General features: G+C 53.9%; 11 protein-coding genes. 2 read left to right on the top strand and 9 right to left on the bottom strand.

The genetic code is table 11. From position 1 onward, the window contains the following. The first annotated feature begins 48 nt into the window (after window positions 1-48). Window positions 49-726, top strand: coding sequence for an SH3 domain-containing protein (locus tag GYMC52_RS16395; RefSeq protein ID WP_013524671.1), 678 nt, complete (start codon window positions 49-51; stop codon window positions 724-726). Window positions 727-729: 3 nt separating this feature from the next. Further along, window positions 730-2,061, top strand: coding sequence for a SpoIID/LytB domain-containing protein (locus tag GYMC52_RS16400; protein ID WP_013524672.1), 1,332 nt, complete (start codon window positions 730-732; stop codon window positions 2,059-2,061). Between the two features lie 242 nt (window positions 2,062-2,303). Here the strand turns inward: GYMC52_RS16400 and GYMC52_RS16405 are convergent, their stop codons facing one another. From GYMC52_RS16405 to GYMC52_RS16445, 9 genes are read right to left on the bottom strand one after another with little or no spacing between them, the layout of a single operon-like run. Then, a complete protein-coding gene (locus GYMC52_RS16405) occupies window positions 2,304-3,560 on the bottom strand; it encodes a glycosyltransferase family 4 protein (protein ID WP_013524673.1) in 1,257 nt (418 codons plus the stop codon). Next, window positions 3,557-3,823, bottom strand: coding sequence for a hypothetical protein (locus GYMC52_RS16410; protein WP_013524674.1), 267 nt, complete (start codon window positions 3,821-3,823; stop codon window positions 3,557-3,559). The genes GYMC52_RS16405 and GYMC52_RS16410 overlap by 4 nt, the downstream gene beginning before the upstream one ends. Continuing rightward, entirely contained in the window at window positions 3,820-4,902 is a 1,083-nt protein-coding gene (locus tag GYMC52_RS16415) for a glycosyltransferase (protein ID WP_013524675.1), read from the bottom strand. Before GYMC52_RS16415 ends, GYMC52_RS16410 begins: the two co-directional genes overlap by 4 nt. Beyond that, on the bottom strand, window positions 4,899-6,014 hold the full coding sequence (locus GYMC52_RS16420; protein ID WP_013524676.1) for a glycosyltransferase: 1,116 nt from the start codon (window positions 6,012-6,014) through the stop codon (window positions 4,899-4,901). The genes GYMC52_RS16415 and GYMC52_RS16420 overlap by 4 nt, the downstream gene beginning before the upstream one ends. Next, on the bottom strand, window positions 6,015-7,403 hold the full coding sequence (locus tag GYMC52_RS16425) for an O-antigen polymerase (protein ID WP_013524677.1): 1,389 nt from the start codon (window positions 7,401-7,403) through the stop codon (window positions 6,015-6,017). It abuts the gene before it with no gap. A 12-nt stretch (window positions 7,404-7,415) separates the two neighbouring features. Continuing rightward, window positions 7,416-8,474 (bottom strand): non-hydrolyzing UDP-N-acetylglucosamine 2-epimerase, encoded by a 1,059-nt coding sequence (gene wecB, locus GYMC52_RS16430; RefSeq protein ID WP_013146455.1) that lies wholly within the window; start codon window positions 8,472-8,474, stop codon window positions 7,416-7,418. 32 nt (window positions 8,475-8,506) lie between these two features. After that, window positions 8,507-9,955, bottom strand: coding sequence for a lipopolysaccharide biosynthesis protein (locus GYMC52_RS16435; RefSeq protein ID WP_013524678.1), 1,449 nt, complete (start codon window positions 9,953-9,955; stop codon window positions 8,507-8,509). Window position 9,956: 1 nt separating this feature from the next. Then, window positions 9,957-10,688 (bottom strand): acyltransferase, encoded by a 732-nt coding sequence (locus GYMC52_RS16440; RefSeq protein ID WP_013524679.1) that lies wholly within the window; start codon window positions 10,686-10,688, stop codon window positions 9,957-9,959. 17 nt (window positions 10,689-10,705) lie between these two features. Continuing rightward, window positions 10,706-12,019 carry a nucleotide sugar dehydrogenase gene (locus tag GYMC52_RS16445; RefSeq protein WP_013524680.1) on the bottom strand — a complete coding sequence of 438 codons (1,314 nt, stop codon included), beginning with the start codon at window positions 12,017-12,019 and terminating at the stop codon, window positions 10,706-10,708. Between the last annotated feature and the right edge of the window lie 11 nt (window positions 12,020-12,030).

Genomic DNA, 12,030 nt, shown 5'->3' on the forward strand with positions numbered 1-12,030 from the left:
AGCTATTATTCTCCTTTCTTTCCATATCCAAAAACGGGGGAGATGAACATGATGAAACGAAAAGCCAAATGGGCCGTTGCTGCCAGCCTGGCGGTCGGAATGACGGCAGGCGCCCTCTTGTTTACGCCATCGGCGATGAAAGCATCGGAAGAAGTCGTGTTAGCGAGCGTCGACTGGGTGACTTCCCAGCTCAACCCGATGAAAAACGACATTGCCAACCTGAAAGCACAACTGGCCGCCCAGCAACAACAAATTCAACAACTTCAACAACAACTTGCCAGCAAACCCGCTTCGCCTTCTTTGCCTTCTGTCGTCTATGTAGCGAAAAACAATGCGGCCGTCCGCAGCGGAGCGTCAACGAGCTACCGCGTCATCACTTATAAACAGGCAGGGGCTTCACTGCAAGTCGTCGGGGCGCACCTTACTTCCCAAGGACTGTGGTACAACATCATCCTCTCCTCATCGTTGAAAGGTTGGATTCATTCCGGCGATGTCTCGACATCCGCCGTCAGCAGCGACAGCACCAAGCACGTCATCGCCACGGCCGCGGTCAATATTCGAAAAGGAGCGACGACTTCTTATCCGACTATTGCGACCGTTCCAAAAGGGACAGAGATGGTCTATATTCAGCCGTTTACCAACAGCAAAGGAGAGAAATGGTACAACGTGCAGCTGTCTGATGGGCGGCGGGGTTGGATGGCCGCTGAATTTGGTGAGGTGAAGTAGACGGTGAAAAAATTAGCGTGGTTGGCCGTCGGCCTGTTTTTGCTCATCGTCTCTCCTTCCGCCTCGAACGCCGCTGGGGTGAAAACGTACAACAATCCCGTGCAAGTCCTTTTATATAAAGGCACATCGGCGACAGTCGCCGTCGAAGGAAACTATCAAATCGTCAATAAAGAGACGTTGACGATCACCCCGTTGCCAAGCGGGACAAGCCTGACATTTCGGTCTTCCTCTTCGACCGTGTTTGTCACGTACAACGGAAAGACGGATTTTTCAAGCACCGGATTTACCATTCAAGAAACGATCGGCGCTGCGCCGTTGTCGCTTGTGAAAGTGAATCAAACCCGCTATCGCGGAAGCGTCGACATTCGTCTGCAAAATGGCGCCTTGTATGCTGTCAATATTTTAGATATGGAAGATTATTTAAAAGGAGTCGTGCCGAGCGAGATGCCTGCCTCTTGGCCGCTCGAAGCGCTGAAGGCGCAAGCCATTGCAGCCCGAAACTATGCCTATAAACATAAAACAAGTTTGACGACCAATCCAAACACACAGACGTATAAAGGATATGATGGAGAATCTCCCCGATCGAACGAGGCAGTGGATGCGACAAGAGGATTGTATCTTAAATATAATGGCAGTGTCATTGAAACGTATTACCACTCGACAAGCGGCGGCAGAACCGCCAACGTAAGCGACGTCTGGAACTCGTCGCAAACCGCCTACCCATATTTGGCGAGCGTCGATGACCCGTATGAATCATCGCCGTACAGCCGCTGGTCGTTCACCTTCTCCCCGTCTGTGCTGTTGCGTTCGTTCGGGCTCACCGATCCATTGGTTGTTTTATACGACGTCTCGATCGCCAAAACCGGCGCGAACGGAGAAGTGGGTGCCGTCACGATTGAAACCTCGGCAGGCGAAAAAACGGTGAAAGGCAATGAAACGACCATCCGCAAACTGTTCCCGCTAGACGGCAATCAATTTTACGGCATCTTGCCGTCCAACTGGTTTGACATTCAAGTGCAAAAAAGCGGTCCATCAGTGTCGATTCAAACGACTAGCGGCAACATCGCCGCCTCTCCCTTGTCATCTTACTCCGTCCAAACAGGGAACGGAACGGTTTCGCTCGCCGGCGTCGAAGGAATCAAAGTACAAACAACGGATGGCATCATGCCGCTTTCCGCCTCGCCGTCAGGGGTTAGCTCGATCACTGTCACTGGAAAAGGATGGGGGCACCGGATCGGCATGAGCCAATACGGAGCAAAAGCATTCGCCGAGCGCGGATGGACGGCGGAGCAAATTTTAGAGCATTACTTCCGCGGGGCGGAAGTCTCGTTCTAATGAAGAAAGCGTGACAGATGTAAAAGAAGAAGTCATTTCATACGGCAAAAGGTCCACGGGCGACCTTTTGCCCTCCACCCGGGGATGAAAATGACGCATCCAAGCGCGTGCATTTTCACGGAAAAGTCTCATGGGCAAGTTTTGCTCTTCACCCGGCATGAAAATATCTGCTCAAGGCGCACGCCTTTTCACGGAACCAAAAAAGGGCATCCTGCTTATGAGCGGGACACCCTTTTCTTTTTTTATTGTTCCGCCGGCCAAACGGATTCGCGTTTTGTTTCATCGCCAAGGGCGTGAAGCAAATCGTCGACAATGCGAATCCATGAGTATTGCTCCACCGCCAACTTGCGCCCATTTTCCGCCATCTTTTCGTATTCCTCTCTCGGAAGGCAAAGCAGCTCGAGAACCGCCGCGGCGATCTGTTCGGGATTTTCTGGAGGAGCGATTTTTCCGCAATGGTATGTTTCTAAAATCTCTGCGCTCTCCCCTTCGCCGCAATACAGCACCGGGGTTCCGGTGGCGATCGCCGGGAAAATTTTCGACGGCCTTGCTCCTTTAAACAAATCGATGTTGCGCAGCGAAACGATGCTGTAATCGGTGATGGAGAAAATCTCCGGCATCTTCTCAACCGGAACGGATCCGTAAAACGTCACATTGTCAAGGCCGAGCTCTTCTTTTAACGCCATCAGCTTTTCCCGCTCTTGGCCGTCGCCGACAAACAGGAAATGCGCCCGTTCATCTTTCGCTTTGACGATGGCCGCCGCCCGCAGCACCGAATCGAGCCCTTGGGCGTATCCCATCGTTCCGGCGTACGTAAACACCACTTTTCCTTCGAGCCCTAATTCCGCGAGCAGCTTCTTGTTTTTCGGCAACGGGCGAAACACATCCGTGTTGACGCCGTTCGGCAATAAAAAGACATCCTCGGGCGCCTTCCCTTGCTCAATCATATAATCGCGAATGCCTTCCGTCGCGGCGGCGATTTTCCACGCCTTCCGGTATAAAAACAGCTCGAGCCATCTCGCCATTCGGATGAACAGCCGATTTTTCAAAATGCCGAGCTCAACGGCCGATTCCGGCCAAATGTCGGCGACGTTGAAAACAAACTTCGCCCGTTTCAACTTCGCGCCCACGTACCCGGTGATCCCTAAAAACAACGGCGGGGAATTGCAAATGATCACATCCGTCGGCTTCGCTTTCACAAGCAGCGAATAAAACGAGCTGAACGTAAACGAAAAATACGAAGCGAGCCGTTTCCAAAAGCTCCCCTTTGGCGACGGATAAATCCATGTCCGATGAACGGGAATGCCGTCCCATTGTTCGAACAAATAAAACAGGCCGCGGTATGGCTTGGGGATGACGCCGTGCGGATGATGCGGGAACGCCGTGAGCACTTCCACTTGATGCCCCCGTTTGATCAGCTCTTTGCTCACCTCATACACACGAATTTGCGGTGCGCCTGTTTCCGGTGGAAAGTGTTGGCATAGGTAAATGATCCTCATGGCCCGCTCCACACCACTTTCCCAAAAAATCGCAAACGAACGTTCCATTTCGAGCGCCAAGAGGCGAGCGCAAACGAGGCGTGGAAAAGGGGAAACGCCCCCCTGGCATCGTCCCGCTGTCCTTGGATGGATAATCGTTGCCGCAAACCGACGGTCATCATGAGCTTGCCAACGGAAAGCCGCCGGCTTCGCGACTTAGCCTCCGCTTTCGGCAACAAACGAGCACCAACCGCGGCGGCTGACATGACGGCTTTGTTCCTCATCGACTCCCTCCACCGCCTTTCAACGTTTGTTCATACAATCGGATCATGCGCATCGCATTTTCCGTCCAATCGTAATGTTCATGGACATGGTTGACGCCGTTTTCCCCCATTCGTTGCCGCAGCCTCTCATCAAGCAGCAGCCGTTCGAACGCCTCCGCCAGCTTCTCCGGAGCGTTTTTCGGCACGATCAACCCCGTTGTTCCCTCACGGACGACTTCCGGCAGCCCGCCGACGTTGGAGACGACAACGGGAACGCCGCACGCCATCGCCTCGACGGCGGCAACGCCAAAACTTTCGCTGTCTTCAGTCGAAGGCACGGCGAAAATATCCATTTGATTGATATACAGCGGCACTTGTTCGTTCGGAACTTTGCCGGCAAACGTCGTCACGGATTGGATGCCGAGGCGGGCGCACAGCTCCTCGTATTCGCTCCGCTGCGGCCCGTCGCCGACGATCAACAGCTCCGTTTGCGGATGCCGCTCGTGCACAATGGCAAACGCCCGAATCAAATCGGCGATCCCGTACTTGTCGGAAAGAGCTTTCACCGTGCCGATCGTCACGGTCCGTTTCGGCTGTTTCGGCAACGGTTTGAAGCGGGCGACATCAACACCAAACGGCGTCACTTCGATCGGTTTGTCCGTGTACTTTCCGGTTTCTTTCGCCATCACATGGCTTGTCGAACAAATGACATCCGCACGCTGGAATGTATATTCAAGCATCCGTCGGTTCCAACGATTGGCATTCGGAAACTGATACACGTCGCGCCCCCAGACGGAGACGTAAAACGGATGATACCCCGCAAGCGCCCCGATCAACCCGTAGCTGGAGGCATAATGGGCGTGCAAAATATCTGGTTGAAACGAAGCGAGCAGCCGCTTTAATGAAAAGACAGTGGAAAAATACGACAACTTCCCCGGCAGCCATTTCGGCAGCACGACTGTCTCGACTTCTTTCGCTTGCTCCGGCCCGTAATGGTCTTTAAACGTCACGACTTTCACATCGATGCCTTGCGTTTGGTAAAAGCGGGCCCACTTATGCGTATGGATCGATTTGCTTGGAGCCAATAAGGCGACTTTCATCGGAGGCCCCCCACCAACGTTTCTTTCACCTTTTCCACTCTCGCTTCCCACGAATGTTTCGCCATAAACGTCTGCGCAATGCGCAAGCGGCACTCCTCGAGCATGTCGGCCATCTTGGCGATCGCTTCTGCCATCGACGACGGGTTGTCGTCGCAAATGACGCCGTACCCATCCGCTTCAATCAACCGCTTTTGCGCTGAGCAAGCGGTGGCGACAATCGGCAGGCCGCTCGACAGATAGTCAACCAGCTTGACGGGAACGGAAAAATCATTGTACTCGCTCCGCCGCCGCGGGATGAAGGCGAAATCCATCTCCGCATACAAACGGTCGAGCGCTTCGCCGCTGACGTGCTCGACGCGCACTTGCAAGGCGGCAAGCTCTTCTTTCACCGCAAGCGGCTGCCGCTCGTACTCGTCTTTTCGGCAGACGACGGTGAGCGAAACAAGCGGCTTGCGGCGGTTTGCCAAGCGAATCGCCTCAAGCAGGAGCAAAAGCCCATAGTCGGCATTGTTGATGCCGCCAACATAAATGGCATTCAGCGGCTGTTTCGCCGTCCCGAACCGCTGAAACGGCTTTTGCTTCCCACCCGGCGGCAAATCGACCATCGGGCGGCGGATCGCGACGTATGTTCCCATTTCAAGGCTCGGCAAAAAGATGACATCGCAGTACCGCTCGTAAAACCGCTCTTCCCAACGGTACATCATTTGCATGGCCGCTTTTTTCCAACCGCGGAGCGGATACAAATCAGGGAACTTCCAATACACATCGCGGTAAAAGACGCCGATCGGAACATTGCGGGCTTTCAAGTAGCGGAGAACGTCCCGGTCGACGAACGGACGTTGCGGCCGGTGTCCTGGGTCAGTGAGCCAAAGCGGAATCGTCTGGTTTTCCATATAGCAAAACCAGACATCATCGAGCTTGCCTTGGCTGCGGAGCTCTTGAAATTGCTTCTCCCGCTCGGCTGACGTGCCGGCGATCAGAAGAACGTCCACTCCCTCCTTCGCTCCCCAGCGCAAAAACGCCTGATGCATTTCATACGGCCGCAGCTTTGACCCGCTGTTTCGTTCCGCGGCGAGTGAAAACGGGTAATAAATCAATACGGTTTTCATCATTCATCCCTCATCAGTGATTCGCCTTTTCGTTGCAAACCATGCCCGTAAATCCCCCTGCACCCGCAGCCATAACGCCATTCCGCCAAACAACGCCACGAGCAGAACCCAGGTCGGATTGAACAAAAAATCGGTGAACCCACCGACGAGCGTGCGGGGGATGTTAATGGAAAAATAAACGAACAAACTTAAAAACAAAGGATTTTTTGGCAGCCGTAGAAACCCAATGTACAACAGCTGCGTCACAACACCGACATACAGCGTGCCGATGACGATCCCCACATAACCGAAATTGGCATACGCCTCAGCGACAAAAAGGGTGTTCAACACTCCCCCTGTCCCGTCTTCAATCCGCTCTGGGAACACGTGCGCCATCACGAGGCGGGCGGAGCGGACGTTCTCGACGTCAAACAACCCTGTTAAAATCGAGGGCAAGCTTTTTCCATAAAGAAATGGCAGCGCTTCGCCGAACAAATTCAAATGAAGAAACGTCGGCGCGATTTGCGCAAAAATCATGCGGCCGATCGGGCCTTTGTTGTAAGACAAAAAGGTCGTGGCATCTTGCACCCCTTGAATGACGATGTACATGCCGACGAGCACCGCCGCCCCCACTCCCCCATACAGCGCCAATTTCACCGCCGACAGCCTTGTTTTTCCAATGTAAATGCGAATGAGGAAAAACATCATCACGTAAAAGAAAATCGGCGATTTGGCCAAATCATACACATTGACGAACACCGCCCCGACAAACAGACAGATAAACAGCAGCTTCCACCGCCATTCGTGCGTCAGCTCGGCAAACAAATAAGCGATAAACGACAAAAGCGGCGTGAGCGTAATGGCAAAAATATTGCGAACGAGCACGTTTCCGCCAAAATGGCGCGACGCCTCAATGCGCAACGCAGCCAAGCTCTCATCCGTCCCTGTCAAGAGCGCAAACACCGGAATCGTCGGCGTTTTCCAAATCATATACGCAATGGCGGCAAAACTGAGCAGCGACAGCGCCAAAAACGCATAAAACACTTGGCTGCCCGTCGCTCCGGCCAACGGGGAAAGCGGCTTTTGCAAATAGGCGCGAAACTCCTGCCTGGCTTCAAATCCGCACAGCCTTGAAACGACCACCATCGACAGCGGGAACACGATCATGACAAAGCATACGACAGCAAATCCAATCTGCCGGTATTCCTCAGGCCGAAACAGCTTGCGAATCATGTAGTAATCGTCCATCCCCAAGGCGATCAGCAGCGCGCCGATGAAGCTTGACAGAAGGAACGAGTAATAGTACACAATCGACACGAGATTCGGCGCCGTCAATGAAAGCGTCCCCGCTGCATAGCGAAACATCAAGGTGGAGGCGACAAGAACAATCAACCAGATCAACACGTCCAACATGCCGACGCACCCTTATCGCTGTCCGATCGCCGCCACGATTTTCTCCGCCGCATGCCCATCGCCAAAGACGTCCACATAAACAGGGGCGACTTCCTTGTGAACCGCCGCGACGATCTTCTCGCGGTCCGTGCCGGTTAAGATGTTCGCCCCGCCTTCGAGCGTTTCCACCCATTCGGTTTGTTCGCGCACCGTCACGCAAGGCACGCGCAAGAAATACGCCTCCTTTTGCACACCGCCTGAATCGGTGATGATTTTTTTCGCGCCGCTCTCTAACCGAAGCATGTCCAAATAACCGACCGGATCGATCAGCCGAAGCCCTGGAATCGCCGAAGCGTCCAAGCCGTACTCTTCAAGCTTATGCCGCGTCCGGGGATGAATCGGCCACACTTTCGTCCCGTCAATATCCCGAAAAGCAGCCAAAATGGCTTTCAATTTGTCGGGGTCATCGGTATTTTCCGCTCGGTGAATGGTGATCAAGTAGTAGGATTGTTCCGCCAGCGACAAATCAGCCAAAATCGTCGATTGGCGCTGTGCGAGCTCCTTGTTGTACAAAATGGCGTCATACATGACGTCGCCGACATTCCAGACGTTTCGCGTAATATTTTCTTTTCGTAAATTTTCCACGGCCGTCTCCGTTGGACAAAATAAGAGCTCGGAGACATGATCGGTCATGATGCGGTTGATTTCTTCCGGCATCTGCTTGTTGAAGCTGCGCAGTCCGGCTTCGACGTGGATGACGGGAATATGGAGCTTCGCTGCGACAAGAGCGCCCGCGAGCGTCGAGTTCGTATCGCCATAGACGAGCACATAATCCGGTTTTTCTTGCATAACAATTTCTTCAATTTTCATCAGCATTTCGCCCGTTTGCTTTCCATGGCTGCCTGAACCCACCCCAAGATAGTAGTCAGGCGTCGGAATATTCAACTCCTCAAAAAAAATGGCCGACATATTCGGGTCATAGTGCTGCCCGGTATGGATCAGCACTTCGGTATATTGTTTTCGCAAGACGCGCGAGACGGGGGCAGCCTTGATAAACTGCGGTCTGGCGCCTAACACGGTGGCGATTTTCATCCGAAACACCTCCTAGATCAGATGAGCGGTTATCAAGTATTTTGCGCATTTTCGCCCTCGATCGTGCGCACCGGACGGCGCAAATCACGATCAACCCGGCTGGCAAAGAGCGTGGCGGCAAACAAGCCCCAACCAGCGAGCACCCAGCCGTCAGCAAGCGGCGCCTGCTGAACGTAGACGATGACGATGAGGGCGAGCAATGTGCCGACCAAAACCAAAGCCATCTTTTTCCATGACACTGGCACAGGATACACTTGCTGGCTTTTGCGAAAAATGAAAGCCACAGCGACAATATACGTAATGAGGCTGGCCGCGACCGCCCCCCAGCTGAGCCAAAGCGGCACCAACACAGCGTTCAACGCAAGATGAAGAAGCGCCGCTAGCGTGAACACCCGTGAAATATAGCCGGTTTCCTTTGTCAAAAACAAGCCGGTGGAAACAATCAGATAATAAAAGTTCAAAAACGTGACGGCCGATAAAAACGGGATATAGGACGCTGCATCGCGATATTCCGGTTTAAAAAAGGTTCCCACAAGCCACGGGCTCGCCGTGGCGATCAAAAGCAGCCCAAACGCTCCAATGAGCAAAAGCGCCATATACACTTTCGCAAACAGCGCACGGCTTTCCGGCCGGTCTTTCATCGACATCGAATACGGACGCCACGCCATCTGCACGCCGCTCGTGATGAGCGTGATCACGGTCGCGAGACGCAAGGCAACCCCAAACACCCCGACTTCCTCCAACGACGCAAACCGTTGGATGAAAAACGTGCTGACGTTGGCGATCACCCAAAAGGCGAGCGAAGTCGGCACGAGCGGGGCGGCGTAGGCAAGCAGCTCCTTTAACACGTCAAAGCGCACGCGCCACACCATATACTTTACGGTCAAATGCAGCATCAACAAAAACACGAGCGCGCTGCTCACGAACCGGCCGATGAGCAGCCCTTCCGGCGTCGCCGCGAACCACCGGAGCACCGCATACGACAGCACAGCGACAAGCAGCATTTTCACGAGCGTCCAAATCACGACTTTTTTCGTCTGAAATTCAAACCGCAGCACCGTCGTCGCCATGACGAAAATCGTATCGAGCAATAGCGTCGCGATACTGATGTACAGCAAATCGACATAGCGAGGTTCTTGAAACAGCGCGCCTGCGATCCACGGACCGGCCAAAACGACAGCCAAAAATAAGATGGCGACGACAAACAGCCGGAAGTACATGACGTTGCGCACATACAAAAGGCGCTTCTCTTTGTCGTCCGTATCGTAATAGTAAAAAGAGAGCGCCGAATCCGTACCGAAAATGACGAGAAACGTCAGCATCGACGTCCATTGGTCGATCAAGTAGACCGCCCCGTACTGCGCCTTGGACAAATAGCTTGTATAAATCGGCAGCATCAAAAAGGCAATCAGCTTCGTGCCGACGTTCATAAACGCGTAAAGGAGCGAGTCCGCTCCTAAACGCTTGAATGCCGAGAACAATTTATAACAACTCCCGCTCGTCGACCATTTTGCTGAAGCGCGCCGGGAATCCTTTCACGACCGTCCTCGGTTCCGTATCTTTCGTCACAAGCGCCCCAGCGGCGACAAACGTCTCTTCCGCCACCGTCACGCCCGGCAGCAAAATCGCTCCGCCTCCAACGCGCGCCCCGCGCTTGACGGTCGCCCCTTTGATTTTGGCGAACCGTTCTTCCGTCCGCCCCATGTAGTTGTCATTGGTCGTCGTGACGCACGGAGCAATGAACACATGGTCTTCGAGCGTTGTGTAGGCCGTGATGTAGGAGTTCGACTGGATTTTCGTCCGATCGCCGATTTGGACGTGGTTTTCGACGCACACCCCGCGCCCGACGATCACATATTGGCCGATGTGCACGTTTTCGCGCACGCTCGCCAAATCAGCGATCAATGTGTAGGCGCCGATCACTGCTCCTCGATAGATGACAGCGTTGGCGCCGATCGTGCAATGGTCGCCGATGACAAGCGGCGGCAGCTCGCCCGACAGCTTGACGGTGCTCGTTTTCGCCGGCTTCGGCGGTTTGCCGAGCACCGCTCCGTCGGCGATCGTCACGCCGTCGCCGATGACGGTTCCTTCGTGAATCGTGACGCGATGTCCGATTTTAACGTCGTTTCCGATTTTTACATTCGCCTCGATGACAGTGAAATGGCCAATTTCGACACGTTCACCGCAAACAACAGAGGGATCGACAACGTTCATGGTTTCGTCTCCTTCGCTTACAATTTGACGTATTTTGCCGGTTTCGACACATCTTTCATGGCGTTGCGTGTGTCAAACACGACCCGGCTGTGACGAGCGACCATTTCATAGTCGATGTTGGAATGGTCCGTCGTAATCAAGACAAGATCTGACTGTGCAAGCAGTTCCGGCGTCAGCTCGACCGTCTCAATCACCCGGTTGCACGCCCGGAACGACGGAACATACGGGTCGACGACCACAAATTCCGCTCCGTATTGCTCGAGCAGCTCGACGATTTTCAACACTGGCGATTCGCGCACATCATCAATGTCTTTTTTGTAGGCGACGCCGAGCACCGTCACTTTCGAACCGCGCAGCGCCTTCCCTTCTTCGTTCAAAATGAGCATCGCGCGGTTGACGACATATTCCGGCATTGCGTTGTTGATTTCTCCGGCCAGCTCGATCAAGCGCGTATGGTAGTTGTATTCGCGCGCCTTCCATGTCAAATAAAACGGGTCGATTGGAATGCAATGGCCGCCAAGCCCCGGCCCCGGATAAAACGCCATAAATCCGTACGGCTTCGTTTTCGCTGCATCGATGACTTCCCAGACATCAATGCCCATCCGTTCGCACAAAATGGCCATTTCGTTCGCTAACGCAATGTTGATATGGCGAAACGTGTTTTCAAAAATTTTCTCCATTTCCGCCACCGCCGGACTCGACACTTCGTGTACATCGCCTTCAAGCACGGCTCGATACATGGCCGCCGCCACTTTCGTGCACGTCTTTGTCACGCCGCCGACGACTTTCGGCGTATTTTTCGTCTTAAACTGCTTGTTGCCCGGGTCAACCCGCTCCGGCGAATAGGCGACGAACACCGTTTCCCCGACGACGAGCCCCTTTTTCTCCAGCGCCGGTTTCACGATTTCTTCCGTCGTACCTGGATAGGTGGTCGATTCCAAAACGACAAGCATCCCTTCATGGGCGTATTTAGCGATTTCCTTCGCCGAGTTTTCGACGTAGGACGTATCCGGCTGGTGATGCGCATCGAGCGGGGTCGGCACCGCGATCGCCACGGCATCGACTTCCGCGATCCGGGCGTAATCGGTCGTCGCCACAAGCCGCCCTTGTTTGACCATCTCATGCAAATCTTCATCGACGACATCGCCGATGTAGTTGATCCCATTGTTCACTTGATCGACGCGGCTTTGTTGGATGTCAAAGCCAATGACATGAAACCCTGCTTTTGCTTTTTCGACTGCCAGCGGCAACCCGACGTAGCCAAGCCCGACCACGCCGATGACCGCGTCGCGTTTCTCAAATTTTTGCAACAGCCGTTCCGCGTAGTTCATTCCTCTCATTC

Source organism: Geobacillus sp. Y412MC52, assembly GCF_000174795.2.
In the GTDB taxonomy this organism is placed as follows: Bacteria; Bacillota; Bacilli; order Bacillales; family Anoxybacillaceae; genus Geobacillus; species Geobacillus thermoleovorans.

Coding starts and splice junctions, on each gene's coding strand:
- GYMC52_RS16405 (WP_013524673.1), bottom strand. CDS start 3,560: ATGAGGATCATTTACCTATGCCAACACTTTCCACCGGAAACAGGCGCA.
- GYMC52_RS16415 (WP_013524675.1), bottom strand. CDS start 4,902: ATGAAAGTCGCCTTATTGGCTCCAAGCAAATCGATCCATACGCATAAG.
- GYMC52_RS16445 (WP_013524680.1), bottom strand. CDS start 12,019: ATGAACTACGCGGAACGGCTGTTGCAAAAATTTGAGAAACGCGACGCG.
- GYMC52_RS16395 (WP_013524671.1), top strand. CDS start 49: ATGATGAAACGAAAAGCCAAATGGGCCGTTGCTGCCAGCCTGGCGGTC.
- GYMC52_RS16425 (WP_013524677.1), bottom strand. CDS start 7,403: ATGTTGGACGTGTTGATCTGGTTGATTGTTCTTGTCGCCTCCACCTTG.
- GYMC52_RS16440 (WP_013524679.1), bottom strand. CDS start 10,688: ATGAACGTTGTCGATCCCTCTGTTGTTTGCGGTGAACGTGTCGAAATT.
- wecB (WP_013146455.1), bottom strand. CDS start 8,474: ATGAAAATCGCCACCGTGTTAGGCGCCAGACCGCAGTTTATCAAGGCT.
- GYMC52_RS16420 (WP_013524676.1), bottom strand. CDS start 6,014: ATGATGAAAACCGTATTGATTTATTACCCGTTTTCACTCGCCGCGGAA.
- GYMC52_RS16410 (WP_013524674.1), bottom strand. CDS start 3,823: ATGAGGAACAAAGCCGTCATGTCAGCCGCCGCGGTTGGTGCTCGTTTG.